Origin of the sequence: uncultured Clostridium sp. (assembly GCF_963515715.1) — a bacterium.
Classification (GTDB): Bacteria; Bacillota; Clostridia; order Clostridiales; family Clostridiaceae; genus Clostridium_AW.
In genome coordinates this window covers 87626-104916 of sequence record NZ_CAUPZS010000003.1, presented here as the reverse complement: position 1 = coordinate 104916, position 17291 = coordinate 87626, and the positions used below count along the sequence as shown (strand labels likewise).

The 17291-nt window shown below is 32.6% G+C and carries 16 protein-coding genes and 1 riboswitch; of the genes, 13 read left to right on the top strand and 3 right to left on the bottom strand.

Features of this window, described 5'->3' with window-relative positions:
• Positions 1 to 73 precede the first annotated feature (73 nt).
• The 13 genes from RYO54_RS04085 to RYO54_RS04025 all read left to right on the top strand — a co-directional run bounded on the left by RYO54_RS04085 (position 74) and on the right by RYO54_RS04025 (position 13907).
• Positions 74 to 1636, top strand: coding sequence for a sigma 54-interacting transcriptional regulator (locus RYO54_RS04085; RefSeq protein WP_315116032.1), 1563 nt, complete (start codon positions 74 to 76; stop codon positions 1634 to 1636).
• 203 nt (positions 1637 to 1839) lie between these two features.
• Positions 1840 to 3045: a methionine gamma-lyase gene (megL, locus tag RYO54_RS04080; protein WP_315116030.1), complete on the top strand. Its 1206-nt coding sequence runs from the start codon at positions 1840 to 1842 to the stop codon at positions 3043 to 3045.
• A gap of 64 nt (positions 3046 to 3109) precedes the next feature.
• On the top strand, positions 3110 to 4462 hold the full coding sequence (locus RYO54_RS04075) for a Na+/H+ antiporter NhaC family protein (protein WP_315116028.1): 1353 nt from the start codon (positions 3110 to 3112) through the stop codon (positions 4460 to 4462).
• A gap of 34 nt (positions 4463 to 4496) precedes the next feature.
• Positions 4497 to 5081, top strand: coding sequence for a 2-oxoacid:acceptor oxidoreductase family protein (locus tag RYO54_RS04070; protein ID WP_315116026.1), 585 nt, complete (start codon positions 4497 to 4499; stop codon positions 5079 to 5081).
• 4 nt (positions 5082 to 5085) lie between these two features.
• Entirely contained in the window at positions 5086 to 5373 is a 288-nt protein-coding gene (locus tag RYO54_RS04065; RefSeq protein ID WP_399549048.1) for a 4Fe-4S binding protein, read from the top strand.
• Positions 5374 to 5385: 12 nt separating this feature from the next.
• Positions 5386 to 6576, top strand: coding sequence for a transketolase C-terminal domain-containing protein (locus RYO54_RS04060; RefSeq protein ID WP_315116022.1), 1191 nt, complete (start codon positions 5386 to 5388; stop codon positions 6574 to 6576).
• A gap of 11 nt (positions 6577 to 6587) precedes the next feature.
• The gene (locus RYO54_RS04055) at positions 6588 to 7535 is read left to right on the top strand and encodes a thiamine pyrophosphate-dependent enzyme (RefSeq protein WP_315116020.1); all 948 of its coding nucleotides are present in this window, start codon (positions 6588 to 6590) and stop codon (positions 7533 to 7535) included.
• Positions 7536 to 7998: 463 nt separating this feature from the next.
• Positions 7999 to 8853 (top strand): MBL fold metallo-hydrolase, encoded by an 855-nt coding sequence (locus RYO54_RS04050; protein ID WP_315116019.1) that lies wholly within the window; start codon positions 7999 to 8001, stop codon positions 8851 to 8853.
• A gap of 167 nt (positions 8854 to 9020) precedes the next feature.
• Positions 9021 to 9443 (top strand): GNAT family N-acetyltransferase, encoded by a 423-nt coding sequence (locus RYO54_RS04045; RefSeq protein ID WP_315116017.1) that lies wholly within the window; start codon positions 9021 to 9023, stop codon positions 9441 to 9443.
• A gap of 74 nt (positions 9444 to 9517) precedes the next feature.
• A complete protein-coding gene (locus RYO54_RS04040) occupies positions 9518 to 9844 on the top strand; it encodes a CGGC domain-containing protein (RefSeq protein ID WP_315116016.1) in 327 nt (108 codons plus the stop codon).
• 352 nt (positions 9845 to 10196) lie between these two features.
• Positions 10197 to 11588, top strand: a complete 1392-nt coding sequence (locus RYO54_RS04035; RefSeq protein ID WP_399549016.1) for a tyrosine phenol-lyase — start codon at positions 10197 to 10199, stop codon at positions 11586 to 11588.
• 146 nt (positions 11589 to 11734) lie between these two features.
• The gene (locus tag RYO54_RS04030; protein WP_315116015.1) at positions 11735 to 13084 is read left to right on the top strand and encodes a sodium-dependent transporter; all 1350 of its coding nucleotides are present in this window, start codon (positions 11735 to 11737) and stop codon (positions 13082 to 13084) included.
• 139 nt (positions 13085 to 13223) lie between these two features.
• Entirely contained in the window at positions 13224 to 13907 is a 684-nt protein-coding gene (locus tag RYO54_RS04025; RefSeq protein ID WP_315116013.1) for a GntR family transcriptional regulator, read from the top strand.
• An 85-nt stretch (positions 13908 to 13992) separates the two neighbouring features.
• Here RYO54_RS04025 and RYO54_RS04020 read toward each other — a convergent pair whose 3' ends face one another.
• The 3 genes from RYO54_RS04020 to RYO54_RS04010 form a co-directional block, all read right to left on the bottom strand.
• Positions 13993 to 14727, bottom strand: a complete 735-nt coding sequence (locus RYO54_RS04020; protein ID WP_315116011.1) for a type II CAAX prenyl endopeptidase Rce1 family protein — start codon at positions 14725 to 14727, stop codon at positions 13993 to 13995.
• A 173-nt stretch (positions 14728 to 14900) separates the two neighbouring features.
• Positions 14901 to 15278, bottom strand: a complete 378-nt coding sequence (locus RYO54_RS04015; protein WP_315116009.1) for a hypothetical protein — start codon at positions 15276 to 15278, stop codon at positions 14901 to 14903.
• A 72-nt stretch (positions 15279 to 15350) separates the two neighbouring features.
• On the bottom strand, positions 15351 to 16547 hold the full coding sequence (locus tag RYO54_RS04010) for a cation:proton antiporter (RefSeq protein ID WP_315116008.1): 1197 nt from the start codon (positions 16545 to 16547) through the stop codon (positions 15351 to 15353).
• Between the two features lie 678 nt (positions 16548 to 17225).
• Positions 17226 to 17285, top strand: a riboswitch (Fluoride riboswitch).
• Positions 17286 to 17291: the final 6 nt, after the last annotated feature.

Sequence of the window (17291 nt, the reverse complement as noted above, 5' to 3'; positions counted from 1 at the left end):
GTTTAAATATTGATATTAAGTGCAGTTTAGTATAGCATTATAGTTAAGTAACATATTTTGGAAGAGGGGTAAAATGGAGAGATACATTCGATTAGAAATATTAGCTGTTGATAGAATTGGCATAACATCGGAGATTTTAGAAAAAATATATAAATTAAATATAGACCTTACTTCTGTAGAGGTTTTCCCTAATAGAGTTTGCATGAAAATAAAGGATATACATGAAAATAAAATTGAAGAATTAAAAGAAAATATATTCAAAATTAAAGGAGTATTCGAAATCAATAGGATTGAATTATTAGAACATGAAAAATACCAAAGAAAGCTCCTTGCTATTATAGATTCAATAGATGATGGAATAATGTATATAAATAAAAATTCAGAGATTGAAATCTTTAATAGTTATTGTGAAAACGTGTTTTATTACTCAAAGGAAGATATCGTAGGAAAAAATATCAATAGTTTAATGAAAAATAGTCCTATAATAGATTTGATAAATAGTGGGGAAAAGCACGATAATATTGAAATTTATTTGGAAAACGGCAGAGGTAAAAGTCATTATTTAACCACCATAAGGCCAGTAAAGGATGACAATGATAATAATATTGGAGTGGTGTCTTCTATTAGAGATATGAAAAAGGTAATAGAGATCGCCAATGTTGTTTCTTCAAGCGATAATAGAGTTTTTAAAGATATCATAGGTAATAGTTCATCTATTGAAAGAGCAAAGGGAATGGTGAGGGCTGTTGCAAATAGTAATTCTACAGTTATTTTAAGAGGGGATAGTGGTACGGGAAAAGAATTATTTGCAAGAGCAATTCATAATCTTAGTCGTAGAAAAGATGAGAAATTTGTACCTGTAAATTGTGCAGCTCTTCCAAATAATTTAATTGAAAGTGAACTCTTTGGATATGAGAAAGGAAGTTTTACTGGTGCTTTTACTACTAAGGAAGGGCTTTTTAAAGAAGCCCATGAAGGAACCCTATTTTTAGATGAAATTGGAGAGCTTCCTCTATTATTACAGGCTAAACTTTTAAGAGTACTTCAAGAAGGGGTTATAAGAAAAGTAGGAAGTAATATTGAAGAGAATGTAGATGTTAGAATAGTTTGTGCTACCAATAGAGATTTAGAAGAAATGGTGAAGCAAGGCAAATTTAGAGAGGATCTTTATTATAGATTGAACGTTATTCCTATATATATACCACCATTAAGGGAACATTTAGAAGATATACCAAGTTTAGTTACATTTTTTATTGAGGATCTAAACAAAAGGATTAACAAAAACATTTTAGGAGCGGAATTAGAGTTTATAAATAACCTAATGAAGTATAATTGGCCTGGAAATGTTAGAGAGCTTAGAAATGTTGTAGAAAGAGCTATGAATTTATGTAATGATGAATTGCTAAAGAAAGAGCACTTAATGATCCATCTTCATGAAAATCCTAAAAGAACAGAATGTTCGGTAAAAAATGGAAACTTAAAATTGAAAGATATAGTCGAAATAGCAGAGAAAGAGGCTATCATTAAGTCTTTAAAAAAGAATAAAACCTTTAGAAAAGCCGCAAAAGATCTAGGAGTATCCCATACAACAGTAATAAATAAGATAAATAAGTATGGAATAGAGTGGAAAGAATAATTTACACATGGAAAGAATATTTTACGCTAAATACTGTAAAGTGGCATAAAATGTTTACAGAAAATTTGAAATATTTAAACTGAATCTATCAAATCCTTGTGTACCAATGTATCCTAGTACATTTATATATAGTCATAAAACTTGGCATGGCATTTGCTTTAGTATATATAGAAATATATATAACAAAATAAGGGGGATTTGCTATGAATAAAGAAAATATGGCTAATATGGGATTTGGAACTAAAGCAGTACACGGAGGACACAAAAAGGATTCACAATATGGTGCACTAGGTACTCCTATATATCAAACTTCTACTTTTATATTTGAATCAGCAGAACAGGGTGGAAGAAGATTTGCTGGAGAAGAATGTGGACATATATATACAAGGCTTGGTAATCCAACTACGGATCAATTGGAAGAAAAAATTGCTATACTAGAAGGAGGAGAAGCAGCTGTTGCTACAGCGTCTGGTATGGGAGCTATTTCATCCGCATTATGGTCAGCTCTAAAGGCAGGGGATCATATGGTGGCAGACGATACACTTTATGGATGCACTTATGCATTATTAAGTCATGGATTAACTAGATATGGTATAGAAGTTACTTTTGTTGATACTACTAATCTAGAAGAAGTTAAAAAAGCTATGAGACCAAATACTAGGGTAGTTTATTTAGAAACTCCTGCTAATCCAAATTTAAAGGTTACTGATATTAATAAAGTTTCACAAATAGCTCATGAAGTAGAAGGATGTATGGTATTTGTTGATAATACTTTCTGTACTCCATATATACAAAGACCATTAGAACTAGGAGCTGACGTAGTGTTACACTCAGTTACGAAATACTTAAATGGTCATGGAGATGTTATCGCTGGTTTTGCAGTAGGTAAAAAGGAATTTATAGACCAAGTAAGATTATTTGGAGTAAAAGATATGACTGGCGCTGTTTTAAGTCCTTTTGATGCATTTCTTGTTATTAGAGGTATGAAAACTTTAGAAGTTAGAATGGAAAGACATTGTCAAAACGCAATGAAAGTAGCTGAGTTTTTAGAGAATCACCCAGCAGTTGAAAAGGTATACTATCCAGGATTAGAGAGTTTTGAATATTATGAAATAGCTAGAAAGCAGATGGCTTTACCAGGAGGTATGATTTCATTTGAGTTAAAGGGGGGATTAGAAGAAGGAAGAATAGTTATGAACAATGTAAAACTAGCTAGTTTAGCTGTAAGTTTAGGGGATGCAGAAACCTTAATTCAGCATCCAGCATCAATGACTCATTCACCATACACAAAAGAAGAGAGAATGGCGGCAGGAATTAGCGATGGATTAGTAAGGCTGTCTATTGGACTAGAAACAGTAGAAGACATAATTGAAGATTTAAAGGCAGCATTGGATTTAGTAGTTAAATAATACTTTTATTTTTTCTTTATGGATGGGGGATAGAGTTCAATAAAATTAAATAGGGGGAATTGTAATGGAAAACAAGAAAAAGTCAAGTGGTCTGGCATTACTACCTTTTTTAGTGTTTGTGGCTATTTATCTTGGTAGCGGGATAATACTGCAATCAAAAGGTGTAGAGATGGCTTTCTATCAGTTACCAGCACCTGTAGCTATCTTCTGTGGAATAATAAGTGCATTTTTCATTTTAAAAGGAACTGCTGAGGAAAAGTTTGATGCATTATTAGAAGGGTGCGGAAATAAAGATATTATTATAATGTGTACAATCTATCTGTTAGCCGGTGGTTTTGCTGCTGTATCTAAGGCTATAGGAGGAGTGGATTCCACTGTTAACTTAGGGCTTACTTATATACCGACACAATATATAGCAGTGGGATTATTTATAATAACTTCTTTTATATCAATATCCACAGGAACATCTGTTGGTTCAATTGTAGCTGTTGGTCCAATTGCTGTAGGACTTGCAGAAAAATCAGGACTATCTCTACCTTTTGTTCTAGCTGCAGTAATGGGAGGAGCTATGTTTGGTGATAACCTCTCAGTAATATCGGATACCACCATTGCTGCCACCAGAACCCAAGGTTGCGAGATGAGGGATAAGTTTAGAGTAAATATATATATAGCAGCTCCTGCAGCCATAATAACTATAATCTTACTATTAATATTTGGACGTCCAGACGTGATTCCGCCAGCGCAAGTTTATGATTACAACATTATTAAAGTTTTACCATACCTATTAGTTTTGATTCTATCCTTAATCGGAGTTAATGTTTTCGTAGTTCTAACCCTTGGAATAATGGTTTCAGGTGGAATTGGATTGGCTTATGGAAATCTTACAATAATAAGTTTTTCACAAGAAATATTTAATGGTTTCTTAGGAATGATAGATATATTCTTATTATCAATGTTTACCGGTGGTCTTGCCCATATGATTACTAAGGCTGGAGGAATTCAATATCTATTAGATAAAATTCAAAGCATGATAAAGGGAAGAAGGTCTGCAGAAGTAGGAATTGGAGCTCTAGTAGCAATTACAGATGCAGCTGTTGCTAATAATACAGTAGCAATAATAATTAATGGACCTATAGCAAAAGAAATGTGTAATAAATATAAAGTTGACCCGAGAAGAAGTGCAGCCATGCTTGACATATTTTCTTGTATTATGCAGGGGGTAATTCCTTATGGAGCTCAGATGTTAATACTTTTAAGCTTTACTAAGGGAGCTGTTACTCCGTTCCAAGTGATACCACTACTATGGTATCAATGGCTTCTTGGAATATCTGCAATCGTATCCATGTACATTCCTTTTGCCGATGGATTGATAAAAAAGAAACCTTGGGATTGGAGTAAAGAAGAAGTAAATATGTAGAGATAAATATATGAATGACAGAGGAGGTAAATCCATGGACAAAAAATTAATTGAAATACGTTGGCATGGTCGTGGGGGACAAGGTGCTAAAACAGCTTCATTGTTACTAGCAGAAGCAGCTTTCTCTAGAGGAATGTATATTCAAGGATTCCCAGAATACGGTCCAGAAAGAATGGGAGCACCAATTACAGCTTATAACAGAATAGCAAACTACCCACTAAGAGTTCATAGTAATATTTATGAGCCAGATTATGTAGTGGTAGTAGATGAAACCCTACTTAAAACTGGGGAATGTATTAAAGGGCTAAAAAAAGAAGGAGCTATCATCATAAATACTAGAAAAGATGCTGAGACAATAAAAAAAGAGCTTGATGGATACGAAGGGGAGATATATACCGTAGATGCAAGAACCATCTCAGAAGAAACCCTAGGAGCATATTTTCCAAATACTCCAATGCTTTCAGCTATAGTTAAAATTATTGGAATTATAGATGAGGAACAGTTTGTAGAGGACATGCAGGATTCCTTTAAGCACAAATTTGCAACTAAACCTCATGTTATAGATAAAAATATGGCAGCACTTAAAAGAGGACTTTTGGAGGTGACTAGAATTGGATAAAAGAATGAAGGTTACTCCAGAATCTCCATGGATGGATATCCCAAGAGGTGGATTAATTCTAGATGGAGGAAGTGCAGAAGACTTTAAAACTGGAGACTGGAGAGCAATGAAGCCTATTTGGTATGAAGATAAATGCAAGCATTGTATGTTTTGCTGGGCAGTTTGTCCTGATATGTCCATAATAGTAGAAGATGGAAAAATGACTAGTATAGATTATGATCACTGTAAAGGCTGTGGAGTATGTGTAGAACAATGTAACTTTAAAGCTCTAGAGCTGGTTGATGAAGAATAGGAGGGTTTGACAATGGCAAAAGCTAATCAGATAAGAAAAAGTTTAAGCGGTAACGAAGCTGTAGCAATAGCTATGATGCAAATGGGGCCAGACGTATTTCCAGCGTTTCCTATAACTCCATCAACAGAAGTACCTCAGTATTTTTCATCCTTCGTTGCAAATGGTGAGTGTAAAGCAGAATTTGTAGCAGTAGAGTCAGAACACAGTGCTATGAGTGCATGTATAGGAGCTTCAGTAGCAGGAGGTAGAGTAATGACTGCTACCTCATCAAATGGATTAGGACTTATGTGGGAAATGCTTCATATAGCTTCAGGGGACAGGTGTCCAATTATAATGGCTCTAGTAAACAGAGCAATGTCTCCAGCCCTTAATATCCATAATGACCATTCAGATTCCATGGGAGCAAGGGATACAGGATGGATACAAATGTATTCTGAAAATACCCAGGAAGCTTATGATAACGCTATTCAAATATTAAAAATAGCAGAGGACGAGGAAGTTATGGTTCCAGGTATGGTATGTTATGATGGGTTTATAACAAGCCACTCCGTAGAAAATTTATTTATTATGGATAATAAAGAGGTTGCAGAATTTGTTGGTGCTAATAAAAGGACAGGAGCAGGGTTACTTGGAGAGAAGAGTATAGCTGTTGGTCCTATGGTTCTTACTAACTATTATATGGAAATGAAAAGACAGCAAAAACAAGGTCTTTTAAATGCTAAAGATGTAGCTTTAAGAGTAGCCAAAGAGTATGAAGAGTTAACAGGAAGAAAATATGGATTGTTTGAAGCTTACAGATTAGAAGATGCTGAAGTAGCCTTAGTTATAATAGGCTCCTCTGCTGGAACAGCAAAAGCTGTGGCAGATGAATTAAGAGAAAAAGGCATCAAAGCTGGAGTATTAAAGATAAGATTATATAGACCTTTCCCAGTAGAGGAAATTTGTGAAGCTCTTAAAAATGTTAAAGCCATAGCTGTAATGGATAAGGCAGAAGGCTTATCAGGAAATGGAGGACCATTATATGTAGATGTAGCAGGTTCTTTATATGGAAAATATAATGACAAAATATTAATGAGCTATATCTATGGACTAGGCGGAAGAGACGTTAGAGTAGAAAGTTTGGAAAGTGTTTACATGGATTTATTAGAAGCTATAAACACAGGAAAATACAATAAATATAACTACTTAGGTTTAAGGGAATAGGGGGGATAAGAATGGCTACATTAAAAGAATTAACTAAAATTCCAGATAGAATAACTAGTGGACATAGAATGTGTGGTGGATGCGGAGCCCCTATGATTGCAAAGTGGGTACTAAAAGCGGTTAACCCAGAGCATAAGGCTGTTATATCCAATGCTACAGGATGCTTAGAAGTTTCCACAACTCTATACCCTTACTCAGCTTGGAAGGATTCCTTTATTCATACAGCCTTTGAAAATGCAGCAGCAACCATTAGTGGAGCTGAAGCAGCTTATAGAGTTTTAAAAGGAAAGGGTCAAATAAAAGAAGAATTTAAATTCATCGCTTTTGGCGGAGATGGTGGAACCTATGATATAGGCTTCCAATCCTTATCTGGGGCTATGGAAAGAGGACATGATATGCTTTATGTATGCTATGACAATGGAGCATATATGAATACAGGAATTCAAAGATCCTCCGCAACCCCAGCAGGAGCAGATACTACAACAACTCCTCAAGGAAGTGAATCTTTAGGTAAAAAACAAAGTGGAAAAGACTTAACCATGATTATGGCAGCTCACAATCTACCATATGTGGCACAAACAGTTCCTGTAATACCTGGAACAAGGTACACTATGGATTTATATAATAAAGCTGACAGAGCCATAAATGAGTTCAAGGGAGCTAAATTTATGAACGTATTAGCTCCATGTCCAAGAGGATGGAGATGTGACACGGCAACGGAACTAGAATTAATAAAATTAGCAGTTGAAACTTGCTACTGGCCACTATATGAAGTGGTAAACGGAGAATTTAAATTAAGCTATAAGCCTAAAAATAAACTTCCAATTGAAGAATGGCTAAAGCCACAGGGAAGATTTAAACATTTGTTCAAGTCAGAAGAAGGAAAAGTTTTAATTGCTAAAGCTCAAGAAGAAGTAGATAGAAAGTGGAAGAAATTATTGTTCCTTTGTGGGGAATAAGAATAAAATTAGTTTTTTAGTTAATAGATCTTTAGATGATTAAATATGGAGGGGATTTTGCTACGGCGGAATCCTCTTTTATGTTTTTTGTACACTAGAGTTACAATAAGATTGTAGAATTAGTAGATTATTTAAATTTATATTTGCTTAAAACATAAAAATATGCTGTGAAAGTTGAAACCTAACATAAAATAAAATCGCCTCTTTCGTAATATATAAACGCATAAATAATTAAAAGTGTCCTATTGATATTATAATATATTAGGTTATATTTATTCTCTTATATTTATTCTATGGTCAAATATGTCCTATTGTATAGGACAGGAATGTCACAATATGGGGGACAAAGGTGTCCTATTAAATTAGGAGAGTTGTCACAGCAAAATAGTTTGATATATATGCATTTATTACAAAATATGCATATAATAAGGTTGTAATATTGAATTATACGGGGGTATTATAAATGAAAGTTATTGCACTAATGGAGAATACAAAAGTTGGTGAAGATTTAACATGTGAACATGGATTATGCCTTTACATAGAATTTGGAGATAGAAAAATATTATTGGATACAGGGTGCTCAGGTAGTTTTGTAAGTAATGGAGAAAAGCTGGGAGTAAATATTCAAGAAGTAGATATGACGGTACTATCGCACGGCCATTTTGACCACGGGGGAGGATTATTGGCTTTCTTTAGCAGTAATAATTTAGGGAAGGTATATTTAAAAAAGAAAGCTCTTAAAGATTACTATTCAGATAGAAATGGGAAAAAAGCATATATAGGAATTAATAAGGATGTAGCTGAAGATAACTTACATAGACTTCAGTTTGTAGATGAATTTACCCAAATAGATAAAAATATTTTTATTGTCACAGATATATTAAAAGAATATCCATTACCACAGGGAAATGACAATCTTTACAAAGAAGAAAAATGTGGAGAGGAAAAAACCAGATTTATCAAGGATGACTTTCAACACGAATTAATATTAGTCTTTAAAGCAGAAGATGGACTTGTGATATTTACAGGCTGTGCACACAATGGAATAATCAATATTATTAAAACTGTTAAGAGTTTGTTCCCAGAGGAAAATATTAAAGGAATAGTTGGGGGATTTCATTTAATGGTTGAAGGTAAATGGGATGGACTTTGCATGAAAGATGAGTACATAGATCATATATCTCAAGAAATTATTGAAGAAGGAATAGAAAAAGTATACACAGGACATTGCACAGGAGAAAAAGGATATGCCCGTTTAAAAGAAAAATTGGGAGATAGGGTGGAATATTTGAGTACAGGAGATGAAATAAATATTTAGTACAGAATTGATATTTTATCCGATGACTACCATCCGTAATACTCCCATCTTCTACTGAAGCTAAGAATCACTTGATATAAAATAGTAGTTGCGCTTTACCTAAGGTAATCATTTATACTTGCTTTATAGCATTAAATTTAAACTAATAGGGTAAGGGAGAGAAAAAAATGAACTTAAAAATTCAATACAATTGTTTAAATGTAGATTGGAATTGTGTACCTGAAATATTAAAAAAGGTTGGAATGTCTTATTTTGAAGGAGAAGTACATAAGAAGGCTTTTGAAAATAGTCATACTGTTGTATTTGCTTTTGATGAGGATAAATTAATTGGTTTTGGTCGTGCAATTTCAGATGGAGTTTATCAAGCTGCAATTTATGATATAGCAGTATTGCCTGAATATCAAGGTAAAAAGGTAGGCGCCATAATTCTTAATAGCATTTTAAAATCTATTCCAGAGTGTAATTTTATATTATATGCCTCTCCTGGCAAAGAAATTTTTTATGAAAAATCGAACTTTAGGAAAATGAAGACAGGAATGGCACTATTTCGTGATGAGGAAAAAATGCAGATTAAGGGCTTTATTGAATAAATTCATATAATTAAGATATATGCTTATGCTAATTTAGTCTAAGTAATAGTTGTGTAAGAAGAAAGGGGTATATTATGGCAATAGGAATAATGGCATGTAGAAAATTAGTTGGTAAGTGTTCTGGTACAGGGTGCTTTAAAGCATACAATAATTCTACAGATGCTTTTGAATTATATGGTGATAACAAACCACTTCTTGGAAGCTTCTTCTACTGCAGTGGTTGTGGACAGACTATAGGGAAAGATGATGACTGGGATCACAAAATAAAGCAACTTAAAAATAATAATGTGGATACTGTTCATTTGGCCCTTTGTATAAAGGTAGAATGTAATCAGTATGAGAAACATGAAAAAATGTTAAAAGATAAAGGCTTTAAAATAGTTCATGGAAGTCATAGTTAAGAACTAAGAGTTAAAATTGAAAAGTTAATAATAAAAGATAAAAAGAAACTTAATTCGTAGTAGAAGCTTAACTTTTATAAGTATTGTTGTTGCGAATTAAGTTTTTTATATATTTAAAATTTTATTTTCTGATTGATAAATACGATAATTCGACAAAAGACTGAATTATAAAATTAAAGGGAATATAAATAATCATCTAAATAATACAAATAATCAGAAAAAATAACGTTTTCATATTGACATCCGATATTTTCCATTGTACAATAAAGATGGTCGATGATGTATGATGCATCATACATGATATATATAATAAATAATAAATAATATATAAAATTCAAGGAGGATTTTTATTATGGATTACATGGATTTAAGCAAGTACCCTGCGGAGCCTTTTAAGATTAAGAGTGTAGAAGTTGTAAAAATGATCTCAAGAGAAGAACGTGAAATTGCTATGAGAGAAGCTGGATATAATACATTCAACTTAAAATCAGAGGATGTTTATATTGACTTACTTACTGACTCAGGAACAAATGCCATGAGTGATGTTCAATGGGCAGGAATGATGATTGGAGACGAAGCTTATGCTGGTAGTAAAAACTGGGTATATCTAGAATCTACTATCCAGGAATTATTTGGATTCAAACACGTTGTTCCTACTCACCAAGGACGTGGTGCAGAAAATATTCTTTCAAGTATAGCTATCAAACCAGGACAATATGTGGCTGGAAATATGTACTTTACAACTACTAGATATCACCAAGAAAAAAACGGCGGTATCTTCGTAGATATAGTTCAAGATGCAGCACATGATGCTTCAGCAAATGTTAAGTTTAAAGGTAATATTGATGTAAATAAACTTCAAAAATTAATAGATGAAAAGGGTGCAGAAAATATAGCTTATGTATGCCTTGCTGTTACTGTAAATCTAGCAGGTGGACAACCGGTTTCTATGGCTAATATGAGAGCAGTTAGAGAACTTACAGCAAAACACGGAATCAAGGTGTTCTATGATGCTACTAGATGTGTTGAAAACGCATATTTCATAAAAGAACAAGAAGAAGGATATTCAGACGTTTCAATTAAAGATATAGTACATGAAATGTTCAGCTACTCTGACGGTGCTACTATGTCAGGTAAAAAAGATGGTATCGTAAATATTGGTGGATTCTTAGCAATTAATGATGAAGAATTATTTGGAAAAGCTAAGGAAATAGTAGTAGTTTACGAAGGTATGCCATCATATGGTGGTATGACTGGCCGTGATATGCAAGCTATAGCAATTGGATTTAGAGAAGCAATGCAATTTGAATATATAGAACACAGAATAAAACAAGTTAGATATCTTGGAGATAGATTAAAAGAAGCTGGAGTTCCTATAGTTGAACCTGTTGGTGGACACGCTGTATTCTTAGATGCAAGAAGATTCTGTCCACATCTAGATCAAGAACAATTCCCAGCTCAATCACTAGCTGCTTCACTTTACATTGACTCTGGCGTTAGATCAATGGAACGTGGTATAATTTCTGCAGGTAGAGATGTTAAGACAGGTGAAAACCATAGACCAAAATTAGAAACAGTTAGACTTACTATTCCAAGAAGAGTTTACACTTACAAGCATATGGATGTTGTAGCTGAATCAGTTATCCATCTATACAAACATAATAAAGATATAAGACCACTTAAATTCATCTATGAACCTGCACAATTAAGATTCTTTACTGCAAAATTTGATTATGCAGACTAATTAAAAAGATTTATTATTCTATATTATCAGGTATTATGCCTGATAATATGGAATATAAATATACATATAACAAAAAAGGTGGGCTGAATTAAAAATATTACTTTATAATGACTCCTATTATAAAGTTAAAAATGGGGAGGAAAGGTATGCAAACGAAAGTTAATCAAAATACCAAAAATGTTCAGAATAATGCGAAGTTTTCGACAAAATGGGGATTCGTTTTAGCTTGCGTAGGATCTGCTGTAGGTATGGCTAATGTTTGGGGGTTTCCTTACAAATTAGGAAGCAACGGTGGTGGAGCATTTCTAGTGGCTTATCTTATTTTTATAGTACTTTTTAGCTACACAGGGCTTTCTGCAGAATATGCAATTGGTCGTAGAGCAAAAACTGGTACCCTTGGTGCATATGAAAATGCTTGGGAATCGGGTGGAAAAGGTGGAATTGGGAAGTATGTAGGATGGCTTCCTCTTGTAGGATCTATGTGTATAGCAATAGGTTATGCAGTAATTATATCATATGTACTTAAAGGTTGGACTCAATCTGTTACAGGTACTCTTATGACTGTAGATACAGGGGTATGGTTTGAATCATTCTCCATGACAGATTACTCAGTTGTTCCATATCACTTAATAGTTGTCATTGGAACATTACTTACACTGACACTTGGCGCAGATAGTATTGAAAAGTCTAATAAAATTATGATGCCATTGTTTTTTGTATTATTTATAATTCTTGCTATTCGTGTAGCTTTTTTGCCAGGGGCAGCGGAAGGGTATAAATTTATGTTTATGCCTAGGTGGGAAATGTTAAAAAGTCCAATGGTTTGGATTTGGGCTATGGGACAAGCATTCTTCTCTCTATCTGTAACTGGTAGTGGAATGATTGTATATGGCGCATACCTTTCAGATAATGAAGATATAGTAGATGGAGCAAAAAGCACTGCTTTATTTGATACAATTGCAGCAATAGTAGCAGCATTAGTTATTATACCTGCTTGCTTTGCGTACAATGTAGATGTTGGTGGAGGTCCTGGACTTTTATTTGTAACTTTACCTAGAATATTACAGGATATACCGGGAGGTAGAATATTTGCAATAATATTATTTACAGCGGTAGTATTTGGTGGAGTATCTTCTCTACAAAACATGTTTGAAGTAGTTGGAGAATCATTAATGTATAGATTCCCAAAACTAAAACGTGTTCCTATGTTAGCATTACTTTGTGTGATTTGTTTTGGTATAGGCGTTAATATGGAACCTATATTTAAGTGGGGACCATGGATGGATATTGTATCTATATATATTATCCCTATAGGAGCCACATTAGGAGCTATATCTTGGTTCTGGGTTATGAAAAAAGAAGATTTACTTAATGAAATAAATTTAGGAGCTAAGAAGAAACAAGGGGATTTATGGTACAACTTGGGAAAATTTGTTTACGTACCTTTTGCAGCAATATTATGTATAGTTGCTCTATTTATGAAAGTGGCATTTTAATACTAGTAAATTAGTATTAAATATTTCAAGAAAGGTTAGGTGGAGTAGTACTCCGCCTCTTTTATTTACATAATAAAAGATTAATGATATAATATGTTAAATTAATTTATTTTACTTTATAAAAAACAGGAGTAGTGGCGTGTTAATTAACAAAAAAACTTTAAGTGATCAAATTTATGATGTATTAAAAATGGAAATATTAAAAAGAGATATTCCTTTTGGCTCAAAACTTGTCAATAGGACATTGCAAACAAGATTTGGAGTTAGTTCGTCTCCTATTCGAGATGCCATAAATCGTCTAAATCAAGATGGACTTGTCACATCTATTGACAAATCTGGAGCAACAGTGGTTGATTTTGATTACGATTTTTTTCTTGAGGTCAATGAGGTACTTCTATATGTAATTAACACCGGTGTAAAATTGTCTTTTGAGAAAGCTGGCACTGAAGAAGTATGTAAGCATTTAGAAAGATATTTATTACTTCAGGAGAAGTATATAGGCACTGATGAATTCTATGATTATGATTATAAGTTTCATAAGACATTTATTAATTACTCTAGAAATAGCAGATTAAAAAAGATTTTTAAAGAATATAATGTTCTTCATGAAATGCTTGTTAGGAATTTTTATAATTCTGGCACCTTTCAAATTCAGGAAGACAGTATTAAGATGCATAAAAAAATAATGGATGCATTTAGAAATAAGGACTATGAATTGGCAATGAGACTTACGGAGGATCATTATAAAGCTGCTGAAGAGATCTTTAAGAAAATACTTGAGCAAAGAGAAAAAAAATTAGAAGAAGATGATTTCTATGATTAAACTAAATTACTATTTAAAAAAACCAAAAATGCACTTAGTAATTAATATAAATTAGTTACTAAGTGCATTTTTATATTTTATTCTCTTAGTTGAAGATTTTGTTCTTAAATGTATTTGCAACTATTGAATCAAGCAATGCTATTAGAACAAGCATGAAGCTCTGCTTTAAGATGATAACTGGAAATAATGCGAATATAAAGCTAGATAGTATTACACAATACATAATGTTCCCGCTTGATTTATAAAGAGTAGTCAATAGTATACTTATTCCCACTAAATATGCTGCAAATTGCGCGTAAAACTGTGGAAGTATAATAAATTGTGGTATATAAATAAGTGGAAAAAACCACAATGACCAAAAAAGTCCTGTTATAATAGAAGATTTCCAAAACCCATTTTTTTCTTCATTCCCTGGCTGTACTATTCCCCTCCAACCAATTTCTTGTGAGCCTAGTATTATAGCTATGGGAAGATAACGAAAAAAATCTATGATACTACCATATCTATAAACGGTTTTCAAAAGTATGGCAAAACCATAATGTGCTATTAGAAATAATGGTATTAAAATAATGGCTTTTGGAGCTTTAACTGTTTTTAATTTGTCTGTAAATCCTCTTATTCCACCTAACTCTTCTTTATTTAAAATATGTACAATAAATGATGAAATAAGAGGGCCTAGGCATCCAAGCACAAATAGAGATAGATAAAGAGGATTATTAAATATATGGTCAAATGTAATCCTAGAATAAACTATTAAACCAAAACATATGTAGCTTATGATAAAGGATATTATTAAAAATTGCTTAGAACTCTTTTTCAAGGCTTGTCCTCCAATAAACTATATTTGGTCGATGTTTGTATAATCATTATATTTATATTATCATATCTATACAGAAAAATCACTATTTTTCGAAAATTATGAAATAAGAATTTGTGCTAAAATAAAAAATGCGACAAATTTTCATTAAATAAAATTATGTCGCATTTTTTTATTTATTCACTACAACAATTTTCATTCATACCATAAATATGACCTATAGGAACTGTAAACATTAAGCCTACACCGGGTCTTGAAATATCTCCAACTACGTCATTAACTGCTTGCATAGCCTTTTTAACAAGTTCTTCACTTTGGATAACAGTAAAGATTGTTTTATTATAAGGTCTAGAACTATCTAGAAAGCTTTTTAATGATCTAAAGAGAGGTATGTCTCTATTTTCACCATGAACTAGGGCACCACCCATTCCTTGGCTATCTAAAATGGTTGCACCTTTTACACCAATATCTAAAAAAGTAGATAGAATATCATCTAAGTAATCAACTTCATTAAGAACTAGAAATAATGCATACATTGTATCACCAACTTTCATAATATAAATCATATAATTACTTACCTAAATTATATACAATAAAGTGTTTTTTTCCAATGGCTTCTATTGTTTTTAACAGGCTTGGCCTGCAACTTTCTTCAATCCGTTTACCTCTCCAGCTTTTTCTATAGCTATCTTTGCTAGAATAGGTCCTGAAATTTCATAAACTAATACACTAAAGAGAATAACTGTAGTTATGGCTGCAGCAAATTGTGGCAATTCCTGCCTTACTATTATAGATAATCCTATGGAAACACCACCCTGTGGCAATAGACTAAGTCCTAAATATTTAACCACTGCATCATCCGCATTTACGGATTTTGCTCCTAAGAAAGCTCCAAGCATCTTTCCTATTGCTCTAGCTATAATATACCCTATACCTAAGGCTCCAACCTGGGCTAGAACACTTAGATTTAAACTCGCTCCTGCTAAAGTAAAAAATAGCAAATAAATAGGAGGAGTAAAATCCGTTATAAGTGTAAATACACGATTTGAGTTGTGCATTAAATTTACAAGGGTTGCACCAAGCATCATACAAGTTAAAAGAGGAGATAATTTTAATAAGTTAGCTAGTCCAGTACTAGCAGCAATTGCGGCCAATACAATTGACAATAACTCCTCTTTACTCTTAGATTTGTTAGCTAAAAATGTAAGTACAACTCCTAATAAAAATCCTAGTAAAAGGGAACCTAAAATTTCTATAAGTGGTGCGCTAATCATCTGTAAAAAAGAATGGCTTGTTGAACCAATAGATATTTTAGCTAATGACATAGCAAGTCCAAAGAGCATAATCCCTACAGCGTCATCAATTGCAACAACTGGTAAAATAGTTTTTGTAAGAGGTCCATGAGCTTTATATTGTCTAATTACCATCATCGTTGCAGCAGGAGCTGTGGCTGCGGACATAGAGGCTATTACAATGCTAAATGGAAAGGACTGATTAAATACATAATAAGTTACTAAAAATACTAATATTACAGCACCAATGGCTTCTGCCAGTGTAATTATAAGAACACTTTTACCTACTTTTAACATATCTTTTAAGAGAAATTCACTGCCTATACTAAAAGCGATGGCTGCTAATGCTACTTCATTGACAATTGAAAAGCTTGTCATATCTTGTTCATTAATTATCCCTAAAAAAGATGCACCGATAAATAATCCAGCTACTAAATAACCTGTTACATTAGGAAGTTTAAGATATTTAGCTAACCTTCCTCCAATAACACCAACAAATAATACAATACTAATTTTTAAGAGTAAATCCAATGTGTATATCCTCCTATACAATATATTTATTTTAAAATTATGGTTTAATAATTACCCATAGCTAAACGCCACCAATGCCATCATGTTAGCTAAAAACTATTTGGCAAGCTTAGCAAAACAATGGTGGCATAATTTTAGGGGTTATATGTATATAACCCCTAATTGTATTCTTATTAAAAGAATAAATATATTCCTTTTGGTTTCTTCTGTGATTTTAGAAGAATGAGCGCATAAAAAAAGAACTTCTTATAAACATTTTAGGAGTTCTTCTTTTTATATAAGCCCTAATTTATATGCTTTTAATTAAAAACTCATACTTGGAATATAGAAAATGGGTAGATACAATTAATTACTTTATTTTACTTAAATTATAATAATAAATAAAATTTACTTAATTAAGTTGTATATCCACATTATATACTATGTATGAGAAACTTTCAAATATTACAAGAAGATTAAACTTAATATACTATGGAATGGTGAGAAATAGCTTTGGAATATAGAGTTTCCGGGCATATAGCTAAGCACGCAGTGAAGCCGCTCTGAAAAAAATTGCTATTTCACTACATACTTAGCACTTTTGGTTTTTTAATATCTAAGAATCTAAAAAACTAAACATCTAAATATCTAACTAAAGTTGTATTTTTATAAAAAACATGATACTATTTATTAGTAAAATTGAGATACGGTGATGGAGTTCGCCTTAACTGCTGTGAAGCTAATGACTCCTACAGGTAATATTTT